This window comes from Streptomyces dryopteridis (assembly GCF_049606955.1).
In the GTDB taxonomy this organism is placed as follows: Bacteria; Actinomycetota; Actinomycetes; order Streptomycetales; family Streptomycetaceae; genus Streptomyces.
This window is the reverse complement of the sequence record NZ_CP187114.1, coordinates 517,633-543,121: the sequence shown is the minus strand read 5'-3', so window position 1 is coordinate 543,121 and position 25,489 is coordinate 517,633. Positions and strand designations below refer to the sequence as shown.

Sequence of the window (25,489 nt, the reverse complement as noted above, 5' to 3'; positions counted from 1 at the left end):
GGCCCGTCAGGGTGGGTCATTCGGTGAGGGGGTCGGTGAGGGAGGCGGTGATCTGACGGGTGGTCTGGGCCGCGACCGTCGGGTCCGTCGCGGCGTGGTGGGTGTAGGCGTTCAGACCGGTGGCCAGGGCCCAGCCGCGGCCCCGCAGCCAGGTGGCGTCGTCCACGTCGAGCGCGGCCCGGAAGACGGCCCGGCTCCCGGGTGACATCAGGGTGAAGGCGATCATCAGGTCGGGGGCCGGGTCGCCGATGCCGAGGCCGCCGAAGTCGATGACCGCGTCGAGCCGGCCGTCGACGGTCAGCAGGTTCCCGGTGTGGAAGTCGCCGTGGAACCACACCGGAGGACGGTCCCAGGGCGGGGCGTTCAGGGCCGCCTCCCACAGCGCGGTCATGGCCCCGGTGTCGAAGCGGTCGCCGACCTCCGCGATCGCGGCCCGGGTCGCGCGGTCCCGGTCGGCGAGGGTTCCGCCGGCGAGGTCCCCGCGGGCTTCCGAGGCCGGGACGTGTTCGGTCGGGATCCGGCGGAGCGCCCCGAGGAAGCGGGCGAGGAGGACGGCGGCCGGGGCGGAGTCGCCCAGAACCTCGGCCGTCGCGACCCGCCCGTCAAGCCAACGGGACACCGCCCAGGGCCACGGATAGCCGAACGAGGGCTCGCCCACCCCCACGGGCTCGGGGACGGTCAGCGGGAGGTGCGGGGCGAGTCGGGGCAGCCACCGGGACTCCTTCGCGGCCTGCCCGATCGCGCCGGCCTGACGGGGCAGCCGGACGGACAGGCGGTCGCCGAGCCGATGGATCACGTGGTCCGAGCCGGCCGGGTCGAGCCGTCTCAGGGGCAGCCCGGCCCATCGCGGGAACTGCGCGTCGACCAGACGTCGCACCAGAGCGGTGTCGATCTCGGGGAGCGGGTCCGTCGTGTTCTCGGTCGGCAAGGGCGGCTCCTGTCCTCGGCCCGCCCCGTCCGGCGGACAGCCGGAGCCATCACAGGTCACCCCGGCCCCCGCTGTCGATCGATTTTCGCGACGGCCTTTCGGCCTGGGGGCCGGGTCGGTGGACCCGGACGTTCGCCTCTCCAGGCAACACTCAAAAAGGCGCAGGATTATGCGCAAGAACTCGCACGAGTCCGCGCAAGTCGGCGCATGATGCTGCCGAGACTGCCGGATTGTGCGTCTTGCGGAAGTGTCACGTGTGAGGAGACGGCCCGATGCCCACCGACGAACTCGATCCGACACAGGTCTTCCACGAGCGGCTCGTGTGCCTGGACCTGGCAGCCGCCACCCGCGCCGAGGCGATCGGCGAGCTGACCGACCTCCTCGTGGCCGACGGCAGGGTGCTCGACGCGGCCCGCTTCATCGCCGACGTCCAGGCCCGCGAGGCGGCCGGCCCGACCGGACTCGGGCAGGGCATCGCCATCCCGCACGGCAAGTCGCGTGCGGTCGCCTCCACCGCCATCGCGGTGGGCCGCTGCCGCACCCCGCTGACGTGGCCCTCGATCGACGACGGCGACGTCGACCTGGTGATCCTCTTCGCGGTCCGCGAGGACGACGCCGACACCACCCACCTGAGGTTGCTCCAGAGGGTCGCCCGCCTGCTCGGCCGTGACGCCTTCGTCGCCGACCTCCACCGGGCCCGGACCTCGGGGGACGTCGTCGCGCTCTTCGCGACCGACGTGGCCTGATCCGACCCACCCGCGCACACCGAAGGAGACACCATCATGCAGTTCGTAGCGGTCGCCGCCTGCACCTCCGGAATCGCCCACACCTACATCGCCAAGGAGAAGCTCCTCGGCGCCGCCGCCACCCTCGGCTGGCGGGCGGCCGTCGAGACCCAGGGCACCATCGGCACCGAGGACCGCTTGGAGCGCGCCGACATCGAGGCCGCCGACTTCGTCCTCCTCGCCGTCGACATCAAGATCGGCGGCCGGGAGCGGTTCGAGGGCAAACGCGTGGTCGAGGTGGGCACCAGCACGGTCATCCAGTCGCCGACCAAGCTGCTCCGGGCCATCGAGACGAAACTCGCGGAGGGCTGACCCGTGGCCGTCCGGCGCCCCTCGTTGGGCCTGAAGAAACACGCCCTCACCGCCATCTCCCACCTCCTGCCCGTCGTCGTCGCCTCCGGCCTGCTGATCGCGATCGGCAACCTCGCCGGCGGCAAGGTGATCACGGACTACTCCCAGCCCTACGGCTGGCAGTCCGCCCTCCTCTCGCTCGGCGTCCTGGGCATGGGCCTGCTGCCCGCGGTGATCTCCGCCGCCATCGCCTACTCCATCGCCGACCGGCCGGGCATCGCCCCCGGCCTGCTGATCGGCACGATCGCCGGTTCCATCGGCGCCGGGTTCCTCGGCGGCATGCTCGGCGGCTTCTGCGTCGGCTGGTTCCTGCTCTGGCTCCGCAAGGTCCTCAAAGTGCCCGCCTGGGCGGCCGGCCTGATGCCGATGATGATCCTGCCGCTGCTGTCCACCCTGGTCGTGGGCCTGGCGATGTACTTCGTCATCGGCGTGCCGATCGTGTGGGCCACCCGGCAGATGACCGAGTTCCTCACCGCCATGCAGGGCTCCATGCGCTTCGGCTTCGGCGCCATCCTCGGCGGCATGGCCGCGTTCGACTTCGGCGGCCCCGTCAACAAGACCACCTCCCTCTTCGCCGACGGCATGCTCCTCGAAGGGATCTTCCAGCCCGAGGCCGTCAAGATCCTCGCCTCGATGGTCCCGCCCTTCGGCATCGGCCTGTCCTGGGCCCTCAGCCGGGTCCTGCGCCGCCCGATCTACGGCCGGCGCGAGAAGGACAACATCAAGGTCGCCCTCCCGATGGGCGCCTGCATGATCACCGAGGGCGTCATCCCGGTCGCCGCCGCGGACCTCCTGCGCACGGTCGTCGCCTGCTCCTCCGGCGCGGCGATCGGCGGCGGGTTCTCGATGCTGTGGAACGTCGGCAGTCCCGTGCCCTCCGGCGGCCTGTTCATCGTCCCTGCCATGAACCACCCGCTCCTGTTCCTCCTGGCCCTCGCCATCGGCTCCGCGGTGACCGCCGCGATCCTCGTCCTCTGGAAACCCCGCCTCTCCGAGGAGGAGGCCGAGGACGGGCACGTCGAGGACGGCGACGAGGCCCCCGCGACCCCCGCGGCCCCTGTGGTGACCGCCGGCGCGCCCGTGGACCCCGCCGTGCTCGCCAAGGAGAAGGACGTGGATCCCTCCCGAATCACCTTCGTCTGACCCCCCTGAGCCCCCTGGACCCCGCCGACCGGCGCCGCCCGCAGCCCTGCGGGTCAGCGGGTCAGCCGGTCGGGCCCGCCGGGCCGCCGTCCCCGTCGGCGAGGGCGTCCGCCACGTTCACGGTGACGCCCGCCTCCGCCAGGGCCCGGGCCAGTTCCGGGGCCGGAGGGGTGTCGGTGATCAGGACATCGGCCATGGACAGCGCTCCTGTGGTCGCGAACAGGGTCCGGCCGAACTTCGAGGAGTCGGCCAGGACGATCACCGTCGTCGCGTTCCGGGCCATCTCCGCGATGAGGGCGGCCTCCGGCAGGTGACTGGTCGAGTACCCCGTCGGGCCCACCGCGCCGACCCCGATCAGGGCGATGTCGCAGCGGAACGCGACCCCGGGCGTCGGGAGGGCGCCGAAGGCCGAGGAGAGCGGGCCGGTGGTGGTCAGGGCGCTCGCCCGCACCGGTCCGCCGACCATGAACAGCTCCTCGACGGCCTCGCCGGGGACGGCCTCGGGCAGCAGCAGGTTGTTCGTGACCACCCGCAGGTTCCGCCGGCCGCCCAGCCGGCGCATCACGGCCAGGGTCGTGGTGCCGCCGTTGACGAACAGGGATGCCCCGTCCCGGACGCAGGCCGCCGCCGCCGTCGCGATGGAGAGCTTGTCGTCGGCGTGCAGCCGGGCCCGCACGTCGGTGCCGGTGTCCGGATCGGGCACCAACGAGGTGCTGACCGCCCCGCCGTGGGTGCGGATCAACATCCCCTGTGAGTCCAGCGCGTCCAGATCGCGGCGGATCGTGTCCGGGGACACGCCGAAACGTTCGGCCAGCGCCGCCACGGACACCTGGCCCCGCTCGGTCACGTACGCCACGAGATCGGCCTTGCGCCCCGCCGGCAGACGCCCGTTCCTGCTCCGTGAGCCCTGTGCGCTCATCAGTCAACCTTCCGAAGATCAAACATGCACAAAAAGTACATTGGTCCCTATTGAGTCGGCAAGTACCCGCATATTCTGGCAATAGGTCGCAGAAACCGGCGACCGACAGTCCGGCAAGGCAGCGAGAAACCGCATCAATCCTGCTGCCGAGCGCCCGATCCACCCCGTCAGAAGGAGACACGTCATGCTGATGACCGGACAGGCCGTCCTCGCCCCCGCCCACGAACACGGCTTCGCCGTCCCCGCCTTCAACGTCAGCGACCACGCGATGCTCAAGGGGCTCGTCGAGATCAGCGAGGAACTGCACTCGCCCCTCATCGTCGCGATCCATCCCGACGAACTCGCGCACGTCGGAGTCGACTTCATCCCCTCCGTCATCGCCCGGGCGCACCGCACCCACGTCCCCGTCGCCATCCACCTCGACCACGGAGCCACCCTCGACCAGGTCCTCTCGGCCATCCAGGCCGGTTTCACCTCCGTCATGATCGACGGATCCCTGCTGCCCTTCGACGAGAACCTCGCCCTCACCAAGGAAGTCACCCGCGTGGCGCACGCCGTCGGCGTCTCCGTCGAGGGCGAACTCGGCACCATCGGCAAGCTCGACGAACAGGCCGAGGCCGGCGCCTCCGAGATCGTGCACACCGACCCCGCCGACGCCCTGCGCTTCGTCACCGAGACCGGCGTCGACTCGCTCGCCATCGCCATCGGCACCAGCCACGGCCTCTACCCCGCCGGGATGACCCCCGAGCTCCGCCTCGACCTCCTCGACGAGATCAAGAAGACCGTGGAGGTGCCCCTGGTCCTGCACGGCGGCTCGGGCAACCCCGACGACGAGATCGCCCAGGCCGCCTCCCGGGGCATCGGCAAGATCAACATCTCCAGCGACATCAAGGCCGCCTACCACCAGGCCATGCGCGAGGCCCTGATCGCCGACCCCTCCCTGCGCGAGCCCAACGTCATCCAGCCGCTGAGCATCCCCGCCATGAAGAAGGTCGCCGCCGACAAGATCCGCCTCTTCGGCGCCGACGGCAAGGCCGACCTGTACTGAAGCGAACCCCTGGCACGGCGGACGGCGCGGGAGCCGGTGCGCCCACCCCGAAGGCCCCACCGGCCCCGCCCGCCTCCCCGTCCCCCAATGCCTCACGCCGCACCGGCCCGGCCCCACCAGGACACCGACCATGAACACCCCGCCCCCACCCCCGCCCCCGTGCCCCGACCCCCACCGCGGCACCGAAGCGACCGAGGAACTCACCCTCGCGGTCGACATCGGCGGAACCAAGATCTCGGCCGGACTCGTGGCCGACGACGGAACCGTCCACGCCGCCGCCCTGCGCCCCACCCCCCGCCCCTCCGGGCTCTCGCCCCACCGGCGCCCCACCGCCGTCATGGACGCCGTGGACGCCGTCCTCGCCGACCTCGCCCGCACCCCCCTGTGGCACCGCGTCACCCGGTGCGGCGTGTGCAGCGCCGGCCCCCTCGACACCGCCGCCGGCGCCGTCTCCCCGGTCAACATCCCGGCGTGGCGCGCGTTCCCCCTCCTCGACGCCACCCGCACCGCCCTGGCCCGCCTCGGATCCCCCGTCCCCATCACCCTCGTCGGCGACGGCATCGCCATGACCGCCGCCGAACACGCGCACGGCGCCGCCCGAGGCGCGGACAACGCCCTGTGCATGGTCGTCTCCACCGGGGTCGGCGGCGGACTCGTCCTCGGTGGCCGCCTCCACACAGGCCCCACGGGGAACGCCGGTCACATCGGCCACATCACCGTGGACCACGAGGGCCCGCCCTGCCCCTGCGGATCGCGCGGCTGCCTCGAAACCATCGCCTCGGGCACGGCCATCGCCGCCTGGGCGCACGCGCACGGATTCCCCACCGACCGCGGCCGGCCCGCCGGCGCCGAGGCCCTCGCGACGGCCGCCCGCGCGCGACACCCCCTCGCCGAAGCAGCCTTCGAACGCGCCGGCAAGGCCCTCGCGGCCGCCATCGCCGCCACCGCGACCCTCGTGGACCTCGACACCGCGGTCATCGGCGGCGGCGTCGGCCAGGCCGGCGACGTGCTCCTCGACCCCGTGCGCCGTCATCTGCCCACCTACGCGGCCCTGGACTTCGCCCGCGAGATCACCGTCGTCCGAGCGACCCTGGGCACGACCGCCGGCCTCGTCGGAGCGGCCGCCGCGGCCCGAGAAGCGGCCGGTAGCGGGACATAAAGAACAGGTGAAGGGCGAACGCATGTCCGGCCGGAGTGGGGGCACACGGTGCTGCGGAGGTGCAAAAACATGGTTCCCCTTCTTCTGGTCCTGCTGTTGATCCTGATCCTGTTCGGCGCCGGGTTCGCGGTGAAGATCCTCTGGTGGATCGCCATCGCCGTCCTGGTCCTGTGGCTCATCGGCTTCGTCGCCCGACCCAAGGGCGGCAGCGGCCGCTGGTATCGCTGGTAACCGCTCGACGCACGCACAACCGAGCCGGCCCGCCCCGCATCCGCGGGGCGGGCCGGCTCCGCGTGCGCGCCGAGGTGGTGAACTCGGCCCCGGTGGGTACACGAGGGGCACGTCGGGGCGGATGCCGTGACGCGCGGGGAACCCCGTGCACCTCCAACGATCGACACCCGCCCCGACGCCACCCGCCCGAGCCGATCCCCGGCCGGCCCGGGCGTGGGGCTCTATTCGATGCCCGCCGGGGCCGGGGCCGGGGCCGGGCGGGTGAGGGTGGGGACGGGGGCGGAGAAGCGGATGCCGAGCTCCGCGCACAGGCCCCCGGCCCTGGTCAGGAGACTCGCCGCGACCGGACCGGCCGCGCCCGGGTGCAGCGTGAACACGACGTGGCGGGGTCGGTGGGTGTGCACGAGGTCGACGATCATCGCGGCGGTCCGCGCCCGGGCCTCCACGGCGACGGGTTCGTCGAGGATCAGCGTGAGCACGTCGTCGCGGGTGTGGATGATCAAGATCGTGCCTCCGGTCCGGACGCCCCGGTGTGACGGGGCGGAGCCTGGTGTGGACGGGATGCGGAGGTCCTTCCCGCGCGCCCGGTGTCCTCACTGGTTCCCCGCCGGCCCGTCCCGGCCGCGCCGGCGAGCGAAGTCCCGCCCCGCGACCGGGCCGCGAAACGAAACGCCCTCAGCCCGCCGACGCCCCCGTCCACCGGGTCGGGGGGTCGACCACCCTCAGGACGTGGGTGGTCCAGGTGCGGAAGGTGACGAAGCCACGGCGCGTGTAGAAGCCGCCGGATGCCATCGGGTTCTCCGTGTCCACGTCCAGGACGGCGGTGCTCCTGCCCTCGGCCCGGGCCCGCGCCAGGGTGTGGGCGAAGACCGCGCGGTAGAGGCCCTTGCCGTGCAGGCCGGTGCGGGTGCCGGCGTTGGCGAGGTAGAGGACGCGCTCCGGCCCGAGGCCCGGCCCGGTCCGGGGCGGTTCGGTGCACAGCAGGTAGGAGAGGATCTTCCGGCCGCCGTCCGCGGGCAGGAGCAGGCAGGAGGAGGCCGGTCGGAAGTACGGGCTGCCGGTGATCGTGTGGCGCCACGCGACCGGTGACATGGGGACGCTGCCCCAGGTGTCGGCGAACACCTCGTTGCGCAGGGCCAACAGGGCCGCGTCGAAGGTGTCGTCGAAGGGCACGAGCCTGGTCCCGTCCGGTGGCCTGGGCGCGGCGGGGATCGCGGGCCCGGCCAGGTCGGCGCGCATGCCCCGGTACGTGCGCGCGCGGCGGTAGCCCGCCGCGTCGAGGACCTCGGCGAGCGGGCCCTGCCCGTGGTGGGTCCGCGCGTGGAGTTCCAGCCCCCGGCCGGGGTACAACTCCTCGTGCCGGCGGATCGCCGAGGCCCGGGCGCGGTCGAGGAGCGCACGCGTCAGCGCGGGGGAGCGGTGCGCGGGGTGCACGGCGAGGTCGAGGGTCATCCGGTGCGTGCCGTCGGCGTGTTCGCGGGCCCGGACCAGGGCGTGGGCGATCGGGCGGCCCTCGTGCCAGAGGGAGGCGCTGCCGGTGGGCAGGTCGACGCCGGGCGCCGTCAGGTCCTCGCGGGCCTCGTCCGTGCTCCGGCGGCCCGGCTCCGAGCCGTCGGCCGCGTCGCAGGCGGTGCGGAGTTCCGCGAGGGCCGCGGCGTCGGCGGGGGCCAGGGGGCGCCAACCGGGGTCAGGCACGGTGGAGCACCGCCATGCCGCGTTCGCCTGGAACGACGACCTGCCCGTCCGTGACCAGCACGAACCGTTCCAGAGCGGGCACCAGCACGTTGACGACCGCGAGGTCCAGGGTGACGTGGTGCTCCCGGCGGTAGACGGCGAGGCCCCGCTCGCGCAGCAGGCCCAAGAGCCGATCGAGGTGGCCTCGGGGGGTGTCGGGGACCCGCGTGTCCCGGAAGGGGCGGCGGATGGCCGAGGCGAGGGCGGGGGTGAAGTCCGACAGCCGGCACGCACGCAGGTGGGGATGGGGTCCGGTGTCGTCGCGCTGTTCCGGCAGCAGGTGCGCGTACCGCTCGCGCAGGCCCACCGTGCTGTGGAGCTGCACGAGTTCGGTCAGGGCGCGAGCGATGGCGTAGCGGCGGGACAGCGAGGCGCCCCAGCCGCAGATCCGGGCCGGGCGGCCCGCCGGCGCGGGCAGGTACGCGGCGTAGGCGGGGACGTCGAGGTCGGTGGTCATGTCGATGAGGTGGGGCCGCCGGCCGGTGTGCGCGGTGGCCGCGTCGAGGAGGGCGACGAGATCCGTCGGCAGGGTGTCCGGGTCGACCACGGCGAGGGGTCCGGGGCGGGGACGGAGGAACTGCTCGACGAGGAGGAGGGAGTGCGCGTCCCGTTCGATCAGTTCGTTGATCGCGTGGACGGTGGCCTCCACCGGATCGGCGCCGGCGGCCCAGCCGTTGTTGACGGAGTAGCGGCCGACCACGCGGTAGTCGTACGCGTCCCCGGCGGCCCGGCGTGCGGGCGCGCCGGCGGGCCTGAGGTATTCGGGCATGGACAGGAACAGAGGCACGTCCGTGTCCGGTTCTCCGGTGAGGGAGTGGTACGGCAGGCAGCCCACGGAGTGGTCCGGGCCCTCGCCCAGGAGGCGGACGGCGAGGTCGCGTGCGAGGGGGCCCTCGGCGAGCGCGTGGGCGCGGGCGAGGAGGATCCCGGCCGGGTCGAGCTCGTCCACGCCACTGAGGTAGTGCTCCAGCGCTTCGAACAGGGCGCCGGCGTGGGCCTCTTCGCGATTTCCCTTGCCCAGTCCGAGGCTGGTGGGCAGGTCAAGGCCGGCCCGGCTCAGGACGCACCGCCAGGTGCCGGGGCTCTCGTCCAGGACGGGCGCCAGGTCGACGTCGAGACCGAGGACGGCGGCCGCCGATCGGGCCCGTGCCTCGGCCTCGGCCAGGGGCAGTGAGCGTTCCCCGGACTGCCGGGGACCGGCGGCGTCGGGGGGAGTGGCGTCGGGGAGGGCGATGGGGGTCGGGAGGGTGCGGGAGGTCGGGAGGGCGGGGAGGTTCATGCTCGGTCCCGTCTGCTCGGGAGGACGGGGGCCGGGCCGATCGGCCCGGCCGCGGCCCCCGCCCGACGCGTGCCGCTGCTCGCGGAACCCGTCAGCTCTCGTCGGTGGACTCGGCCGCGGTGCCGCGGGCCGTGTCGGCGAGTTCGGCGATGGTCCGCTGCTCGGCCGGTGACAGCACCACCTCGTCCGGGTGGAACTTGTCGCGATCCTGGAATCCGCCCATGAGTACAACCTCCTGAGACCGGGAGAAAGCGGCCGCGTGGCACGCGGCCCTGAGCGGGCTGCCGGGCCCGTGTCCGGGTGGCCTCCCGTGATCCATCGTGGCGGATGATCAAGGCCGGGTGAATGCTTGCCCGTCCACGGGACTTGCGCCAGAGTCCGCACATGCCCGCACCACGGTCCGTTCCGCTGTCCCGGTCGATCGACCGGACAGACCCCGTCGCCCAGACCCTCGAACTCGTCGACGCCCGTTGCTCCTTGGCCTGCGGGTTCACCGCGGGTGGGAACTGGGCCCTGGCCTTCCCGGCGCCCGGCCGGCTCAAGGTACAGGCCGTGCTGAAGGGGCGGGTGTGGCTCGTGGTGGAGGGAGTCGAGAGGCCCGTGTGCCTGACCGCCGGCGACTTCGCCGTGCTCTCCGGGCGCCGCCGCCACACCTTGGGGAGCGACCCGGCGCTCCCCGCGGTTGACGCACCGCCACCGATCCGGGCGACCTCCGAGAACCTCCCGCACATTGGCGACGCGGCCCGCGAGGTGGTCACCGTCGGGGGCCACCTCGACGTCAACGACACCGGCCGGGAACTGCTGTCGAGCGCGTTGCCGCCGCTCCTGCACGTCCGCGCCGCCACCGCCGAGGCCCCCGCGGCCTGCTGGCTGATGGAACGGACCCTGCACGAGATGGGCTCGACGGCGCCCGGCGCCACCGTGGCCGCCGAACACCTCGCGCGGCTGCTCCTCCTCCAGGTGCTGCGCGCCTCCCTCGACCACGCCGACACGGCCGGAGCGCCCACCCGGCGGCTGCGGGCCCTCGCCGACGAGCGCGTGGCCCCCGCCCTGTCCCTCATGCACGGGGACCCGGCCCACCCGTGGACCCTGGCCGAACTCGCGCGGGCCGCGACCATGTCACGGACCGGTTTCGCCCAACGGTTCAAGGAGGTCGTCGGGGTCCCGCCCCTGGCCTACCTGTACGCCTGGCGCATGCGGCCGGCGGAGCGCACCCTGTCCGCGCGGGACACGCCGATCGCGGTGATCGCCTCCTCCCTCGGCTACAGCTCGGAGAGCGCCTTCAGCAACGCGTTCAAACGGGCTACCGGACTGGCCCCCCGGCGCTACCGCGAGGCCGCCCGCGCCGGTTGACGACCCCGACCGCCCCGCCCGGTCCGGCTGCCCCGACCGTCCGGCGGGCACGGCGCCGTCCGGTGCGGGCGCGTTCCACGAGGGGTGGGTGTTGACCTGCTCGGGGGTGCCGCCGGTCAGGGCCTTGTAGGCGTCGGCGATCGCCCGGGCCCCGTGCGCGTCGAACGGGCCGGGGCCGCCGGTCCGGGCGGCGCGCGCGATGATCGCCTCCGGCCCCAGGGCCCGGTTGGCGAGGACGATCGCGTTCGCCGTCGGCCGGCGCGCGCGGTCGTAGCGGGCGAGGGCGGCGACCGGATCCGAGGCCCCCGCCCCCGCGAGGCAGTGGGCGAGGACCCGGCCGTCGACGATCGACTGCGAGCCGCCGTTCATGCCCATGGGGTACATGGGGTGGGCCGCGTCCCCCAGGAGGGTGACCCGGCCCGCGCTCCAGAACGGCAGCGGGTCGCGGTCCGACATCGGGTACTCGTGCACCGTCGCCGTCCGTTCCACGAGCGCCGGCACGTCGATCCACGGCAGTCGCCACCGCGCCGCCCCGGCCCGCGCCTCCCGCCGGGGCACGAGCCGCCCGGGCACGCCGCCGCCGGGGGCCGGATCCGGGACCTCCAGCACCCAGTTGAGCGGAACCTCACCGTCCGGCCCGGCGGGCGGCCCGATCGGGTAGGCGACGAACTTGTCCCCGGGCTCGCCCCCGGCCACGACGATCGAGGCCCCGTCCAGCACGGGCCGGTGCGGCACGGTCCCGCGCCACATCAGCACGCCGTTGCCGACGGCCGGCCCCTCGCCCGGGTGCAGGAGGGCGCGCACCCCGGAGTCGACGCCGTCCGCGCCGATCAGCACGTCCGCCTCGTCGGTGAGCATCCCGCCCGTCGCCCGGTCCCGGAACCGGGCCCGGACCCCGTCGGCGTCCTGCTCGAACCCCGTGAAGCTCGCGCCGAGCCGCAGCGCGTCCGGGCCGAGGCGCCGGCGCACGGCTTGGGCCAAGAGCCCGTGGAGCAGGCCGCGGTGGACGGAGTACTGCGGCCAGGCGTACCCGGCGGCCCGGCCGAGGGGCTCCTCCCACACGGGCCCGCCGGCGCGGTCCTGGTAGCGCAGCCGGCGCGGTGCGACGGCGACGGCCGCCAAGGCGTCGGCGAGCCCGAGTTCGGCCAACTCCCGCACCGCGTGCGGCAGCAGGTTGATGCCGACGCCGACCGGCGCGAGCACCCGGGCGTGTTCGCGCACCGCGGGCCGCAGGCCCGCGGCGGCCAGGCTCAGTGCGCAGGTCAGCCCGGCGATACCGCCGCCGACGATCACGATCCGCACGGTTTCCGGTCCTTTCAGGGCGCGTACAGGGGAGCGAGGTCGATGTGGATCAGCCACTCGTGGACGAGCCGGCCGTCGGAGCGCAGGAAATCGGCGTTGGGGACGGTGACGGCGCGCCCGTCGTGCCGCAGGTAGGTGACGTCGGCGCGGACCACGGTGAGGTCCGTGTCCGGGATCGCCCACACCTCGTGCGGCTCGTGCCGCATGCCCGCGATGGTGTCGTAGAACGCGACGACCGCCTCCCGGACCGCCGTCCTGCCCACCGTCTCCGGTGCGTTGCCGAACCGGAAGCGGACGTCCTCGGTCAGGTGCGCGACGAACCGGTCGGGGTCACGGGAGTCGATGTCGGCGAAGATCCGCGCGATGTCGAGGGCGGGGGACGGGGGCTGCGGGGACGGTGACACGGGTACCTCCGGGGTGTGCGGGTGCGGGTGTTCGCTCGGTCGACGGGCCGGTGGTGAAACCGAGTTCGGGGAACAGGCGGTGGTGCGGTCGGGCGGGGACGGTGCGCGGCGCGAGGACCAGCCTTGCACCGATCCGCCGGCTCGTCAGGCGGACGGCGGCGAGTCGCGCGAACTCCCGCCGACGCGCGCCGAGAAAGCCCGACCCGCCACCGACCCGCCACCGGCCCGGCCGAGCGGCCCGGCGCGTCCCTCACCCACCCGAACCTCCCGCGCGGCCCGTGCGCGCAGCCCGGCAGTCCGGCCGCGCGTGCGGGCCGATTCGTGCCGGCGCAGGCGCCCGGGCTCCGTCCGTGAGCACCTGCCGCGTACGCCACCCATGGCCGTGACCACCCGGGGCGGCCGTGCGAGCCCTCGACCAGGCGACCGCTTCCCCGAGCGGGCTACCGCAGGGGGCCGAGGTCGGCTTCGAGGACCGTCCGGAGGATTCGGGGCCGGTGCCACAGGTCCAGGATCTCGTTCGCGAGGGCCCTGACCTCGCCGGGCGTCGGCCGTTCGCCGCGCACGATGACGGACGCGGCCAAAAGGCTCCGGGGCACGGCCCCGGCGTCCAGGAGCACCCGCCATTCCTCCGGGCCGAGTTCGAGGAACTCCAGCCCGGTCAGGGCGGCGATCTCCGACGGGTCGGCCAGGGTGCCCGGGTACGCGGTCAGGGTCCGCAGGCGGGGCAGGCCGACGAGCGGCGCGAGACGGAGCGGGGCGTCGTCCCACACGCCGACGCACAGGACCTCCAGGCCGGGGTGCGCGGCGACCTCGACCCCGCGCAGGCTCGCGATGTTGACGTGGGCGACGGCGGACGGGGGCCGTTCCCGGGCCCCGTCGGGTTCCTCGGCGAGACGCCCCAGCAGGAAGTCGGTCAGGGAGTCGGCGACCAACTCCGCGCCGATGCTGTCCTCGTGGGAGATCATGACGATCTGGCCGAGGTGGCCCCCGGGTCCCGGGGTCAGGTCCACGGCCAGGCGGTCCCCGCCGCCGTTGTCGCCGAAGACGATCCAACCGGGCGAGCCCACCAGGCCCTGCACTGCGGCGTCGGGCCCGGTGACGACCGCCTCGGTCGCGGCGAACCGCCAGGGGCGGGGCCGGGAGGCCGCGTCGGCGACGTACAGGCCGTCGAGGTCGAACAGTTCACAGTCGACGTCCGAGTCCTCGGCCACCACCGACGCGTGGTCCCCGTCCCGCAGGTCCTCCCACCGGGCCCGCGTCACCCGGTAGAGGACTCTGAGCTCCTCGGGCAGCGTGATGCCCAGGCGGGCCTCGGCGGCGGCGATCTCCTCCGCCGTCGCGCCGACGGCACGCGGCAGCCGCGCCCGCAGCGTCCGCTCCAACGACTCCAGGTCCACCGACCCGGCCGGTACCATCCCTGGCACCGGCTCGGGAAGCCGGCGCCAGGGCTCGGGGACCGCGCCGTCGACGAGGACCAGCACCCCCGGGTCCGTACCGACCCCGGACTCCACGGCGGGACTCGCCGCCCGCAGACGCAGCACGCACTCCCCGCCCGCCTCCGTCCGCGCGTTGAAGGACACGGCGTCGAGCCCGGCGGCCACGAGCGCGGCCCGCACCCGTTCCACCGCGCCGCACCACTCCCGCGCGCCCTCAGCGGGCTCGGCCCCGCCGGCGGACGGCACCATGCGCGCGAGGGCCGGGCTCAGGTCCTCCCGACCGACGCGCCCCGCGACCCGCACGGCCTCGGCGTCCGACTCGCGGTCCTGCTCGGCGCGCAGGAGACGCAGCAACGGGGCCCACGTCGAGAACTCGGCCAACGACGCCGGCGCGGGGCTGTGCTCACTCATGGCCAGACCGTACGCGGGCCCTCCGACATCGAGAGGCGCGGGGGTCCAGGGGGAGGGATGCAGGGACAACGGGCCCACGGGGGAGAGGCCCACGGGTGTGAGGCGTCCACGGGGGAGAGGGCCACGGGCGTGGGGCCCATGGATGCGGGGGTCACGGGCATGGGGCCCACGGATGCGAGGGCCACGGGCATGGGGCCCACAGGGGAGAGGCCCATGGGCGTGAGGCCCCCGGAACGGGCCCGCAGGTGCGGGGCAGGGGGTGGCAGCATCGTCCCCGTCCTCCCCGGTCCTGGACCGTGCGCCCGCCACCCGCCGTGGCCCGCCCCGGACCGGCGCCCGCATCCGCCCCCGGCACCCGGCACCCGGCCCCCGGCACCCGGCTCACCCCTCGCCGGCGCCGCCGCCGACCGAGCCCGGCCCCGCTCCTCGTCCCGTCCTCGGGACCGTCCGGTACCAGGGGCGGACGGCCGGCCTCAGGTCCGCGAGGGATCGCCGTCCGGATTCCGCCGGGGAATGGCGCCGTCGCCCCTCCCCGGGATCGCTCGCCGGGGCGGATGATCAGGTGATGCGGACGCGGACTGTTCCCGAGTGCCTTGCCGAGATCACCGAGTTGCGCGCGGCGTTGGTCGTGTCCCGCTCTCGTCGGCTGCCCCGGAGATCGGCGTGGCGGCCGTCGCCTGAGGACCGGGGCCTCGCCCTGCGGGTGTGGCAGTCCCTGGTCGACCACCGGACCGAGGACGTCGAGGCCCGCCCGCGACCACCGGCCCGACGCGTGGGGGAGGCGATCCGCGCGGGCCTGGACCGGGCCGGGGAGGACTGGCTGGCCGGCGCGTTGGGACCGTTGCGCGTGGGCCTGAGGATGACCTGGGCCGGGGAGTACGCGCCCGTGCCCGAAGCCTCGGGCGTCGGGCGTTTCGAGCGGCTCCTGCGCGACGTGGCCCATCTGATGGACCACGACGAGGGCCGCATCCTGGTGTGGCCCCTCGACGGACTGCTGCACGAGGTGACCACGCCCCGCCGAGACCGCCCGTGGCACCGGTGGTCCTTCCGCTGACGCCGACAGACGGCGGGCGAGGGGGGAGGCCGCGGGGTTTCGCGGCCGTGCGCCGGTAGGGTCGGCCATCGGCTTGTGGGCAGGCCGTCGTGGGCCGGGGGAGGGGCGTGTGGGCATGGTCGCGAACGGTTTTCCCGCGTCAGGCCGGATCCTCGTGGTGGATCCGGCCGCGGGGGAGCAGGCCCTGGTCGAGCTCGCGGCGTTCGAGGCGCTGGGGCTCGTGCCGACCGTGAACGTGCGGCGTGTGACGGATCCGGGGCTGCGGACCCGGATCGCGGCCGGTCGGCGCACCGTGGACTTCGACGGTTTCGACGAAGGAGAGCTCGCCCGCCGGCTGGAGGACGGCGGCAGCGGCCACCACGTGCTCAAGTGCCGGGCGGGAATCCCGCTCACCCGGGCCGTGTTGGAACGGGCGACCGCGCCGGGGCTGCGGCGGCGGCTCGCACTGGTCGGGCGGGCCGCCGCCGGATCCGACACCTTCGACCACGCGGCGGCGCGACGCCTGGGCGTCGCGATCCGCACGACCCCGGGCGCCAACGCGTCCGCCGTCGCCGAGCTCACCGTCTCGCTCGTGCTCGACGCCCTGCGCGGGGTCGCACGGCGCGACCGGGAGTTGCGCGCGGGTTCGTGGAGCGCGGCGGTGGAGGGGTTGCCCGGGTGGGGGCTTGACGGTGCGCGGGTGGGGCTGGTGGGGTCCGGGGCCGTGGCCCGCCGGACCGCCGAACTCGTCCGGGCGTTCGGCGCCGAGGTGTGGGTGTTCGGGTCGCCGCGGTTCACCGCGGAGCGGGCGGCGGGGTGGCCGGGCCGCAGGACGGAGACCCTCGCGGAACTCCTCGCCGGTTGCGACGTGGTGTCGGTGCACGTGCCGGCGTCCGACGAGACCGAGGGTCTCATCGGCGCGGAGGAACTGCGGTTGATGCGGCCGGACGCGGTGCTCGTGAACACGGCGCGGGCGAGCGTGGTCGACGAGGCGGCCCTCGACCGGGCCTTGCGGGACGCGGGGTCCGGGCCGGGGCGGGCCGCGGTGGACGTGTTCGCGTCCGAGGGGGCGCGGTTCTCCTCCCCGCTCGTCGACAACCCGTGGTGCACGCTGTCCCCGCACGCCGCGGGCATGACGCGGGCCGCGATGCGGAGCGCGTCGCACCGACTGGTCGAGGAGATCGCGAGGTTCGTGCGGAGCACCGCACTCGCGGGGCCCGGTTCGCCCTGACGCGTGACGCGTGACGCGTGACGCCTGACGCCTGACGGCCGTCGCGACATCGGACGCGGGGCGCCGGGTACGGGTACGGGCGTCGGTGCCGCCGTCGCGGGCCGGGGTGCGTGTCATCAGGCCGGCGGTGCCCCACATCCGGACAAGGTCGGGCCGAGATCACCCGCGGACCGGGACGCCCGCCGACAATGTGTCGAAACCTGGCCGGAGGTGCCGTCGGCGCCCCGGACCGGGGTCCCGCGCCCTTCGGCCGCCGCCATCGCGCGAAGGAACCCCGTGACCCCTGCCACATCTCCCCGTCCCCGCCTCCGTGCCGCCCGCCGTGTCCGGCGCGCCATGGTCCTCGGGCTCTGCGCGCCGCTCCTCGCGGCGGTCGGCCTCGCCGCGCCCCAGGCGGCCGCCACCCCCGCCGACACCACCACCATCGGCACCCCCGGCCACATCACCCTCACCGCCCCCAAGAGCGTGGAGCCCGGCGGGTACGCGCTCCTGGAACTGGCCTACACCAACACCACCGACAGGCTCATCGACCGGGCCCCGTTGACGATCACCTTCGGCCCCGAGGCCGACGCCTCGGTGAACCTCGACGGCGTGAGTTACGTCGACGGCGGCCAAGGCCACACCCAGACCGTCACCGGCGACCCCGCGACGCGCACCGTCACCGTGGACTGGCGCTATTTCAACGAGACCGACAGCGCCACCGCGCAGGTCCACGTGCCCTTCAAGGACACCGCCGCCGGCCCCGTGCCCCTGCGCGCGACGCTGATGGAGAACCTCTCCGACGGGCCGGTCACCACCGACCTCGGATCGCTCGTCGTCAACGACGCCCCCGCCGCCGCGGACCTCGGCGTCACCCTCGACGCATCCCCTCGCGGCCTCGGCGTCACCCACGCCTCCTTCACCGCGACCGTCACCAACCACGGCCCCGCCACCGCCACCGGTGCGCGACTCCGTTTCACCTACCCCGTCGGATTCACCCTGCCCAACGCCCCCGGCTGCACCGTGAACGCCGCCGCCCGCACCGCGACCTGTGATCTGCCCGCCCTCGCCGACGGCGCCTCCACCACCAGGACCCTCGGGCTCCACGCCCAACTGCTCACGATCAGCAACCACCTCGACGTCACCGCCGGCCTGCTCCCCGGCACCCCGGCCGACCCCCGGCCCGCCGACGACTCCGCCACCCACACCTGCGCGGCCCTCACCACCCTCCTCGTGACCTGCTGACGCATCCCGAACACCGCCCGCCTCCCGCGGTCGCGCCACGCGGCGGGGCGGGAATTCGCGGGCCCACAAGGCGACGGTCGGATGATCCGATCGAATGGGTTTGGGAAATGCGCCGGCGAATGCGCACGGCGCACTTTTCCGAGGCGGAAGTGCCACAGCGGGGCGTGAGGCCACCTTTTCAGTGCCGGAAGTGCACGTGAAGAATTGATTCGTCGGACCGCCCGACGCCGGCACACGAAAAACAAGGGGAGCAACCCCGTGTCCTCTTTCGACGAACCCGTCGCCGTCATCGGAATGGCCTGCCGTACGGCGGGGGCCGAGGACGTCGACGGCCTCTGGCGGGTCCTGGCCTCCGAACGGCGCGAGATCGGACCGGTGCCCGAAGGGCGGGTGCCCGGTGTGGATTCCGGTCCGGTCCGGGCCGGCCCCTTCCACGCCGCGTTGTTGGCGGACCCGAGCGGATTCGACGCGGAGTTCTTCGGGATCTCCCGCAGGATCGCCGCGTGGATGGACCCCCACCAGCGGCTGCTGCTGGAATTGACCTGGCACGCGTTGGAGGACGCCGCGCTCGCCCCCGAGGACCTCGCCGGGCTCGACGTCGGCGTGTTCGCGGCGGCCCCGATGGCCGACTTCCGTGAACGCATGGTCGAGGCCCGACTCGTCGACAGCGCGGCCTTTCCCGGGACTCTCACCGCGTTCGCGGCCAACCGGATGTCCCACCAATTCGACTGGCGCGGCCCCAGCTACGCGCTGGACTCGGCCTGCTCCTCGGGCCTGTCGGTGCTGGCGCCGGCCGTGGACGCCCTGCGCGCGGGACGGATCCCCCTCGCGGCGGTCATGGCCGCGAACGTCACCTGCAACGGCTTCTACACCAGCAGCGCCTACCGGGCCGGCGCGCTGTCCCCGACGGGCCGTTCCGTGCCGTTCGGGGAGCACCGGGACGGCTACGTACGCGGCGAGGGCGGGGCCTGCCTGATCCTGAAACGGCTGGACGACGCCGTCCGCGACCACGACCGCGTCCACGCGGTGATCCGGGCGGTGGTCCTCTCCCACAACGGCCGCGCCGGCGGCCTGACCGGCAGCGACGGCGCCACGCAGAGCGCGCTGATCCGCGCGACCGCCCGCGCCGCCGACGTGCCCGTCACCTCGATCGGATACCTGGAGGCCCACGGAACCGGGACCGGGGGAGACCTGGCGGAGGCCGAGGGCATCGCGACCGCCCTGCACGCCGACGCACCCTCCCTGCACGCCGGCGGCCCGGACGGGAGGCTGTGGATGGGCTCGATCAAGGCCAACACCGGGCACCTGGAGGTGGCCGCCGGCCTGCTGGGCCTCGTGAAGGCCGCGCTGATCCTGCGGCACGACCTGATCCCCCCGATCGCGGGCCTGCGCCGGACGGATCCGGAGATCGAGAAGCGGCTGCGCGGCGTCGCCGTCGCGAACCGCCCCGTTCCCTGGCCCGCCGGCGGACGGCCCAGACGCATCGCGGTCAACTCCTTCGGCGTGGGCGGCTCCCTGGCCTGCGCCCTCGTCGAGGACGGACCCCGACCGGCCCCGCCCCACCCCGCCGGGCCCGGGATCACCGACCCGGCGGCGTCCCTGATCCCCCTGTCGGCCGCGACCCCCGCCGCGCTGGCCGCGACGGCACGAAGGCTGCGGGCACGCCTGCGCGCGGCGGGGGAGTTCGGCCCCGGCCCACTGGCCTGGACCCTGCAAACCGGGCGCGGACACCTGCGGGAACGCCGACTGACGGTCACCGACGCCCCGCACCTCCTGGGCGAGGCCCTGGACGCGGTCGCCCGGTCGGTCGGGCACCCGCTCGTCGCCACCCCGGACGACGAACGCGCCCTCGCCGGCCTGCCCCCCACCCACCGGGAGCTCGGCCGGGCCTGGCTCGCGGGGAAGCGGGTGCCCTGGGCGGCCCTGTGGGCCACGGCCCCGGCCCCGTGCCCGGACCTCCTGCCCGGCTACCCCTTCCAGCGGACCCCGCACTGGTTCGGCCCCCGACCCACCCCGGCCCCCGCCCCGGCCCCCACCCCCACCCCGGCCCCCGCGCCCTAGCCCGGCCGGCCCCTCGTGCCCTCATCCCCGCAGCCAGGAGATTCGACATGGCCACGTCCGAACAGCCGAGCATCGACGGCAGCCACAGCACCGACGGCGTGCTCCCGTACCTCCGGGAGTGCCTGGCCGAGGTGCTGTACTGCCCCGTCGAGGACATTCCGGAGGACACCGCGTTCCAGGACCTGGGGCTGGACTCCATCCTCAGCGCCGAGATCGCCGCGATCGTCAACAGCCACTACGGCCTCGACGAGAAGATCTCCGTCATCTACGAACACCCGAACCTGCGCGCGCTGTCCGACCACGTCGCGTCGCGGATCGCCGCGCTCAGGCCCTGACCGTGTCCCGTCCCACGACCCCCGCACCCGGGCCCGGGCCCGGCCCCGTCCCCGTCCCGCCGGCGCGCCCGGTCCGGGCCGGCGAACCACCGGTGATCACGGCCGCCGCCGTCCTGCACCCGCGCGCACGGACCCTGCGGGAACTCGACCTCGCGCTCCGCGCGGGCACCCCGCTGCTGTCCGGCCCGCCCCCTCCGAGGGAGGGCGAGCCGGGGCACCCGGAGGTGCCCGGAGCGTGGCTCACCGACTTCGACCTGCCCTCCTGGGCCGACCGTCACCTGCCCGACGCGCACGAGCGCGAGCTCCTGACCCGCACCGCCGCCCGCGCCGGCCTGCCCGTGCGCAGCGCCTGCTGCGCGGCCCTCGGCGCCCTGGCCCGGGCCCGCACGACGCCGGCGGAACGGGCCGGGACGGCCGTCGTCGTCGCGGGCAACAACCACGCCCTCGCCCACCAGAGCCGGGCCGTCCTCGACTACGCCCGCACCGGGCGGGCCCGGGCCGGACACCTGCTGGACTGCTTCGACTCCGACGTCCTGGGCGCCCTCGGGCAGGTCACCGGCTGCACCCGGGAGGGGTGGATGACCGGCGGGACCTCGGCGGCCGGCGCCCTCGCGCTGATCCACGCCGCCCGTCTGATCGGCGACGGGCACGTGCCGGCCTGCCTGGTCGTCGCCCCCGCCGGGGAACTCTCCCCCGTGGAGATCGCGGCCTTCGTCCGGGCCGGCGCCATGGCGCGCGGTGACGCCGAGGTCGCCACGACCCGCTGCCGGCCCTTCGACCGGGCCCGGTCCGGGTTCGCGCCCGCGCAGATCGCGGCGGCGGTGCTGCTGGAATCCGCGTCCCGGGCCGCCGGGCGCGGGGCACGGCCCCTGGGGCGACTGTTGGGGTACGGGATGGTGATGGACGGGCGCCGGGGCACCGGCCCCGACCCGGCCGGGCAGGCCGAGGCCATGCGCCGGGCCCTGGCCCACGCCGGGCTGCGGGGCGTGGACTACGTCAACGCCCACGCCACCGGATCGGTGGCCGGCGACGCCTCGGAGGCCGCCGCCCTGCGCGCGGTGTTCCCCCGGGCCGGACCGTGGATCAACTCCACCAAGGGCATCCTCGGCCACGGCCTGGCCGCCGCCGGCCTGGTCGAGACGATCGCCACCCTCCTCCAACTGGCGGGCGGCTACCACCACGTCAACCCCAACCTCGACGACCCCCTCGATCCCGACCTGCGCCTGACCCGCGAGCGGGTGAGCGCGCGCTCGCGGACCGCGCTGAGCAACAGCTTCGCGTTCGGCGGGATCAACACCTCCCTCGTACTCGCCCACCCCCGGGAAGGGGACCCGCCGTGAGACCGACCGGCATCGAGGACGCCGACGCCTACCTGGGGCTGGCCTGCGTCGACGTGGAGGACCTGGTCGCGGCCCGGGGCATGGACCCGGTCCGCATGCGCAACCTGGGGATGGTCCGCAAGACGGTGCCGCTGCCCGGCGAGGACGTCGTCACCTGCGCGGTGAACGCCGCGACCCCCCTCCTGGCGCGTCTCGACCCGGCCCGGCTCGCCACGATCGAACTCTGCGTGGTCGGCACGGAATCGGGCATCGACCTGTCCAAATCGGCGGCCGCCTGGATCCACGGACTGCTGCCCCTGCCCCGCACCTGCCGGGTCATGGAGATCAAACAGGCATGCTACGCGGGCGTCGCCGCCCTCCAGACGGCGGCCGCGCACCTGGCCGCCGCCGACCGCGAGGCCCGGGCCCTGGTCATCGGCTGCGACGTCCCCCGCCCCATCCGCGGCTCGACCGCAGAACCCAGCCAGGGCGCCGGCGCCGTCGCCTTCCTCCTCGGCCCCGACGCCCGCCTCGCCCGCGCCGAACACGGCGCCGCCGGCTACCACTCCTTCGACGTGGACGACGTGCGCCGCCCCACCCCCACCGACCACGTCTGGGACCCCGACACCTCCCTGCTGTCCTACGTCCGCTGCCTGAAGGAGGCATTCGCCGACTACCGGCGGCACCGCCCCGGGACCGACTTCCTCACCACCTTCGACCACCTCGCCTTCCACACCCCCTTTCCCGGCGCCGTCAAGGGCGCCCACCGCTCCCTCATGCGCGGCCAGGGCCCCCACCCCCCGGCCCGGATCGAGGCGGACTTCACCCGCCGGCTCCGCGCCTCCCTGCGCCACCCCGAGCAGGTCGGCAACCTGTACGCGGGCACGACCCTGCTCGCGCTGCTCTCCGTCATCGACCACGCGGAACCCGCGGAGCACACCGAACGGGTCGGGGTGTTCTCGTACGGATCCGGCTGCTCCGCCGAGTTCTGCAGCTACCTGCTGCCCGCCGGGAGGAGCCCCCGCGAGGGCCGCGACCTCACCCGGGCCCTCGACGCGCGCCGACTCCTCGACATCGACGCGTACGACACGATCTGCGACGCCACCGACCGGCTGTACGCGGGCGTCCCCGATCACGTCCCCGACCTCACCCTCACCCGCGAACTCGCCGCGAGCAGCCCGTACCCGCTGCTGGCGCTGGAACGGATCGAAGCCCACGCGCGGCACTACACCCGGCTGGAGCACACCCCCACATGACCCCCGGCCCCCGCCCCCGCCCCCGCCCCGAGGCCGAGATCGCGACCGCGCCCGCGCCCGCCGTGCGGGTGCGGCACCCGATGCCCGGGCTGACCGAGGCCCGCCTCACGGCCCCCGAACTCGGCCCCGGCACCGTCCGCGCCCTGCTCGACGCCCTGGACCGGGCCGAACGGGACCGGAACCGGCGGGTGTTCGCCGTCACCGGCGACGGGCCCCGCTTCAGCACCGGCATGCCGCTGTCCGTACCCCTCACCCCCGACGCCACCCTCGCCGCGCTGCGGGAGGCGCACACCCTCTTCGACCGGCTGACCCGCTCGCCCCTGGTGACCGTCGCCGCGGTCGACGGCCCCGCGATCGGCGGCGGCGTCGCCCTGGCCGCCGCCTGCGACCTCCTGCTGGCCGGCCCCGCCGCCACCTTCCGCCTCACCGAACTGCTCCTCGGCCTCCTGCCCGCACTGCTGCTCCCGATCGTCGCCCGCCGCACCGGCGCACACCGCGCCCACGTCCTCGCCCTCACCGCCCGGGAACTGACCCCCGACCAGGCCCTCGCCGTCGGCCTCGCCGACCACGCGTCCCCCGACACCGCCCACGCCCTGCGCGCCCTCGTGCTGCGCGTCGGACACACCGACCCCGCCGCCGGCCGGGCCCTCAAGGACTACCGGCACACGCTGTGGCCCCCGCCCGACACCCTCGACGCGGCCCTGGCCGCCATGCGGGAACGCCTGGAGGACCCGACGTCCGCCCGACACCGACAGCGCCTGCGCGACCGAGGACTCCTCCCGTGACCCCGACCCCCGACACCGCCGTGCGGATCACCCTGACCGCGCCCGTCGCCGAGGTCCGCCTCCACCAGCCCGCACACCACAACCACATCACCCCCGCCCTGCGCGCGCAGCTCCCCGCCGCCCTCACCGCCGCGGCCGGCCACGACGCGGTACGGGCGATCGTGCTCAGCGGCCTGCCCGAGGTGTTCTGCGCCGGAGCCACCCCCGAGGACCTCACCGCCCCCGGCCCCGCCCGCACCCTCGACGGCTGGGCCTTCGTCCGGGCCGCCGCCGAATGCCCCCTGCCCGTGGTCGCCGCCGTACGCGGCCAGGCCATCGGCGGCGGCCTCCTCCTCGCCCTGTACGCGGACGCCGTCGTCCTCAGCGAGAGCGGCACCTACGCCGCCAACTTCCTCGCCCACGGCTTCACCCCCTGCCTCGGCTCGACCCACCTGCTGCCCGCCGTCCTCGGCACGGCCCTGGGCACCGAGATGCTGTACACCGCCCGCCCCTACACCGGCCGCGAACTCGCCGCCCGCGGCGCCGGCACCTCCTTCGCCCCCCACGACCGGGTCCTCGACCGCGCCCACGCCACCGCCCGCCGCGTCGCACGGGCCCCCCGCACCACCCTCGAACTCCTCAAGGCCCAACTGGCCGCGCCCCGCAGGGCCGCCGCCGAACGGGCCCTGGCCGCCGAGATCGACGACCACCGCGCCACCCTGGCCCACCACGCCCACCACCCCACCCCCCGACCCCACCGCCCGAGCCCGCCCGCACCCACCGGGAGCACGACGTGAAGGCCCTGTACGCCGCCCACCCCGCCCCGGACGAGCCGCTGTCCGCCCTGCGCTTCGGGGACCGGCCCGAACCCGAGCCCGCCGAGGGCTGGAGCCTGGTCACCGTCAAGGCCGCCGCCCTCAACCACCACGACCTGTGGACCCTGCGCGGCGCCGGACAGCCCGCCCACCGCTACCCCGTGATCCTCGGCGGCGAGGCCGCAGGCGTCGACACCGAGGGCAACGAGGTCATCGCCGGGGCCCTCATCGCCGCACCCCGCTGGGCGCACGACCCCGTCCGCGACCCCCACCGCACCCTGCTCGGCGAGACCGTCCCCGGCACCTTCGCCGAACGCGTCGCCGTGCCCACCCACAGCCTCGTCCCCAAACCCCCCGACCTCAGCCACGCCGAGGCCGCCTGCGTCACCGGCACCTGGCTCACCGCCTACCGCATGCTCTTCACCAAGGCCCGGATCCGCCCCGGCGAGACCGTCCTCGTCCAAGGCGCCGGAGGCGGGGTCTCCACGGCCCTCATCCGCCTCGCCCGCGCCGCCGGCGCCCGCGTCTGGGTCACCAGCCGCAGCGAGGCCAAACGCGCCGCCGCCCTCGACCTCGGCGCCCACGCCGCCCACCCCTGCGGCCGGCCCCTGCCCGAACCCGTCGACGCCGTCATGGAGAGCGTCGGCCGCGCCACCTGGAGCCACACCCTGCGCTCCGTACGCCCCGGCGGCACCGTCGTCGTCACCGGCGCCACCACCGGGGGCGACCCCCCGGCCCACCTCACCCGCGTCTTCTGGAACGAACTCCGCGTCCTGGGCAGCACCTCCGGCACCACCGACGAACTCCGCCTCCTCCTCGGCTTCATGCGCGCGCACCGGCTGCGCCCCGACATCGCCGCCCGCTACCCCGTCGACCGGGGCGCCGAGGCCGTGGCCCGGCTCCTGGCCGGGGACACCGTCGGCAAGATCGTCCTCCACTGGTGAACGCCCGCCCGCACCCCGCCGCCA

General features: G+C 75.0%; 24 protein-coding genes and 2 pseudogenes. 17 read left to right on the top strand and 9 right to left on the bottom strand.

The window, feature by feature from the left end; genetic code table 11:
• Window positions 1–16 precede the first annotated feature (16 nt).
• Window positions 17–928: an aminoglycoside phosphotransferase family protein gene (locus ACN20G_RS28870; RefSeq protein ID WP_424216160.1), complete on the bottom strand. Its 912-nt coding sequence runs from the start codon at window positions 926–928 to the stop codon at window positions 17–19.
• Window positions 929–1,200: 272 nt separating this feature from the next.
• Between ACN20G_RS28870 and ACN20G_RS28865 the strand changes: the two genes are divergently transcribed.
• The 3 genes and pseudogenes from ACN20G_RS28865 to ACN20G_RS28855 form a co-directional block, all read left to right on the top strand.
• Complete coding sequence (locus ACN20G_RS28865) at window positions 1,201–1,674, top strand: PTS sugar transporter subunit IIA (RefSeq protein WP_424216159.1); 474 nt, start codon at window positions 1,201–1,203, stop codon at window positions 1,672–1,674.
• Between the two features lie 36 nt (window positions 1,675–1,710).
• Window positions 1,711–2,025 carry a PTS fructose transporter subunit IIB gene (locus ACN20G_RS28860; RefSeq protein ID WP_424216158.1) on the top strand — a complete coding sequence of 105 codons (315 nt, stop codon included), beginning with the start codon at window positions 1,711–1,713 and terminating at the stop codon, window positions 2,023–2,025.
• 3 nt (window positions 2,026–2,028) lie between these two features.
• Window positions 2,029–3,099 (top strand): annotated as a pseudogene (locus ACN20G_RS28855) (PTS fructose transporter subunit IIC); the annotation flags it as partial.
• Between the two features lie 169 nt (window positions 3,100–3,268).
• On the opposite strand, the gene ACN20G_RS28850 reads toward ACN20G_RS28855, so the two are convergent.
• Window positions 3,269–4,126, bottom strand: coding sequence for a DeoR/GlpR family DNA-binding transcription regulator (locus ACN20G_RS28850; protein WP_424216157.1), 858 nt, complete (start codon window positions 4,124–4,126; stop codon window positions 3,269–3,271).
• 184 nt (window positions 4,127–4,310) lie between these two features.
• Between ACN20G_RS28850 and ACN20G_RS28845 the strand changes: the two genes are divergently transcribed.
• The 3 genes from ACN20G_RS28845 (at window position 4,311) to ACN20G_RS28835 (ending at window position 6,564) form a co-directional block, all read left to right on the top strand.
• The gene (locus ACN20G_RS28845) at window positions 4,311–5,174 is read left to right on the top strand and encodes a ketose-bisphosphate aldolase (protein WP_424216156.1); all 864 of its coding nucleotides are present in this window, start codon (window positions 4,311–4,313) and stop codon (window positions 5,172–5,174) included.
• A gap of 130 nt (window positions 5,175–5,304) precedes the next feature.
• On the top strand, window positions 5,305–6,333 hold the full coding sequence (locus ACN20G_RS28840) for an ROK family protein (protein ID WP_424216155.1): 1,029 nt from the start codon (window positions 5,305–5,307) through the stop codon (window positions 6,331–6,333).
• A gap of 69 nt (window positions 6,334–6,402) precedes the next feature.
• On the top strand, window positions 6,403–6,564 hold the full coding sequence (locus ACN20G_RS28835) for a hydrophobic protein (RefSeq protein ID WP_125604293.1): 162 nt from the start codon (window positions 6,403–6,405) through the stop codon (window positions 6,562–6,564).
• A gap of 221 nt (window positions 6,565–6,785) precedes the next feature.
• Here the strand turns inward: ACN20G_RS28835 and ACN20G_RS28830 are convergent, their stop codons facing one another.
• The 4 genes from ACN20G_RS28830 to ACN20G_RS28815 form a co-directional block, all read right to left on the bottom strand.
• Window positions 6,786–7,067, bottom strand: a complete 282-nt coding sequence (locus ACN20G_RS28830) for a hypothetical protein (RefSeq protein ID WP_424216154.1) — start codon at window positions 7,065–7,067, stop codon at window positions 6,786–6,788.
• A 172-nt stretch (window positions 7,068–7,239) separates the two neighbouring features.
• The gene (locus ACN20G_RS28825) at window positions 7,240–8,259 is read right to left on the bottom strand and encodes a GNAT family N-acetyltransferase (protein WP_424216153.1); all 1,020 of its coding nucleotides are present in this window, start codon (window positions 8,257–8,259) and stop codon (window positions 7,240–7,242) included.
• Window positions 8,252–9,577, bottom strand: a complete 1,326-nt coding sequence (locus ACN20G_RS28820) for a YcaO-like family protein (RefSeq protein ID WP_424216152.1) — start codon at window positions 9,575–9,577, stop codon at window positions 8,252–8,254. Before ACN20G_RS28820 ends, ACN20G_RS28825 begins: the two co-directional genes overlap by 8 nt.
• Before the next feature lie 91 nt (window positions 9,578–9,668).
• Window positions 9,669–9,800 carry a hypothetical protein gene (locus ACN20G_RS28815; protein ID WP_424216151.1) on the bottom strand — a complete coding sequence of 44 codons (132 nt, stop codon included), beginning with the start codon at window positions 9,798–9,800 and terminating at the stop codon, window positions 9,669–9,671.
• A gap of 161 nt (window positions 9,801–9,961) precedes the next feature.
• Between ACN20G_RS28815 and ACN20G_RS28810 the strand changes: the two genes are divergently transcribed.
• Window positions 9,962–10,930 (top strand): AraC family transcriptional regulator, encoded by a 969-nt coding sequence (locus ACN20G_RS28810; protein WP_424216150.1) that lies wholly within the window; start codon window positions 9,962–9,964, stop codon window positions 10,928–10,930.
• A 93-nt stretch (window positions 10,931–11,023) separates the two neighbouring features.
• On the opposite strand, the pseudogene ACN20G_RS28805 reads toward ACN20G_RS28810, so the two are convergent.
• The 3 genes and pseudogenes from ACN20G_RS28805 to ACN20G_RS28795 all read right to left on the bottom strand — a co-directional run.
• Window positions 11,024–12,223 (bottom strand): annotated as a pseudogene (locus ACN20G_RS28805) (FAD-dependent monooxygenase); the annotation flags it as partial.
• Between the two features lie 23 nt (window positions 12,224–12,246).
• A complete protein-coding gene (locus ACN20G_RS28800) occupies window positions 12,247–12,636 on the bottom strand; it encodes a nuclear transport factor 2 family protein (protein WP_424216149.1) in 390 nt (129 codons plus the stop codon).
• Window positions 12,637–13,076: 440 nt separating this feature from the next.
• Window positions 13,077–14,483 (bottom strand): SMI1/KNR4 family protein, encoded by a 1,407-nt coding sequence (locus ACN20G_RS28795; RefSeq protein ID WP_424216148.1) that lies wholly within the window; start codon window positions 14,481–14,483, stop codon window positions 13,077–13,079.
• 565 nt (window positions 14,484–15,048) lie between these two features.
• On the opposite strand from ACN20G_RS28795, the gene ACN20G_RS28790 reads away from it, so the two are divergent.
• The 10 genes from ACN20G_RS28790 (at window position 15,049) to ACN20G_RS28745 (ending at window position 25,465) form a co-directional block, all read left to right on the top strand.
• Entirely contained in the window at window positions 15,049–15,537 is a 489-nt protein-coding gene (locus ACN20G_RS28790; protein ID WP_424216147.1) for a hypothetical protein, read from the top strand.
• Window positions 15,538–15,652: 115 nt separating this feature from the next.
• Window positions 15,653–16,747, top strand: coding sequence for an NAD(P)-dependent oxidoreductase (locus ACN20G_RS28785; RefSeq protein ID WP_424216146.1), 1,095 nt, complete (start codon window positions 15,653–15,655; stop codon window positions 16,745–16,747).
• Window positions 16,748–17,023: 276 nt separating this feature from the next.
• Window positions 17,024–17,971 carry a hypothetical protein gene (locus ACN20G_RS28780; protein WP_424216145.1) on the top strand — a complete coding sequence of 316 codons (948 nt, stop codon included), beginning with the start codon at window positions 17,024–17,026 and terminating at the stop codon, window positions 17,969–17,971.
• Window positions 17,972–18,229: 258 nt separating this feature from the next.
• Window positions 18,230–20,032: a polyketide synthase gene (locus ACN20G_RS28775; protein ID WP_424216144.1), complete on the top strand. Its 1,803-nt coding sequence runs from the start codon at window positions 18,230–18,232 to the stop codon at window positions 20,030–20,032.
• A gap of 47 nt (window positions 20,033–20,079) precedes the next feature.
• On the top strand, window positions 20,080–20,367 hold the full coding sequence (locus tag ACN20G_RS28770) for an acyl carrier protein (RefSeq protein WP_424216143.1): 288 nt from the start codon (window positions 20,080–20,082) through the stop codon (window positions 20,365–20,367).
• A gap of 2 nt (window positions 20,368–20,369) precedes the next feature.
• Window positions 20,370–21,707 (top strand): beta-ketoacyl synthase N-terminal-like domain-containing protein, encoded by a 1,338-nt coding sequence (locus tag ACN20G_RS28765; RefSeq protein ID WP_424216142.1) that lies wholly within the window; start codon window positions 20,370–20,372, stop codon window positions 21,705–21,707.
• Window positions 21,704–22,942 (top strand): hydroxymethylglutaryl-CoA synthase family protein, encoded by a 1,239-nt coding sequence (locus ACN20G_RS28760; RefSeq protein ID WP_424216141.1) that lies wholly within the window; start codon window positions 21,704–21,706, stop codon window positions 22,940–22,942. The genes ACN20G_RS28765 and ACN20G_RS28760 overlap by 4 nt, the downstream gene beginning before the upstream one ends.
• Window positions 22,939–23,727 carry an enoyl-CoA hydratase-related protein gene (locus ACN20G_RS28755; protein WP_424216140.1) on the top strand — a complete coding sequence of 263 codons (789 nt, stop codon included), beginning with the start codon at window positions 22,939–22,941 and terminating at the stop codon, window positions 23,725–23,727. The genes ACN20G_RS28760 and ACN20G_RS28755 overlap by 4 nt, the downstream gene beginning before the upstream one ends.
• Entirely contained in the window at window positions 23,724–24,503 is a 780-nt protein-coding gene (locus tag ACN20G_RS28750) for an enoyl-CoA hydratase-related protein (protein WP_424216139.1), read from the top strand. Before ACN20G_RS28755 ends, ACN20G_RS28750 begins: the two co-directional genes overlap by 4 nt.
• Complete coding sequence (locus ACN20G_RS28745; protein ID WP_424216138.1) at window positions 24,500–25,465, top strand: zinc-binding dehydrogenase; 966 nt, start codon at window positions 24,500–24,502, stop codon at window positions 25,463–25,465. Before ACN20G_RS28750 ends, ACN20G_RS28745 begins: the two co-directional genes overlap by 4 nt.
• The last annotated feature ends 24 nt before the right edge of the window (window positions 25,466–25,489 follow it).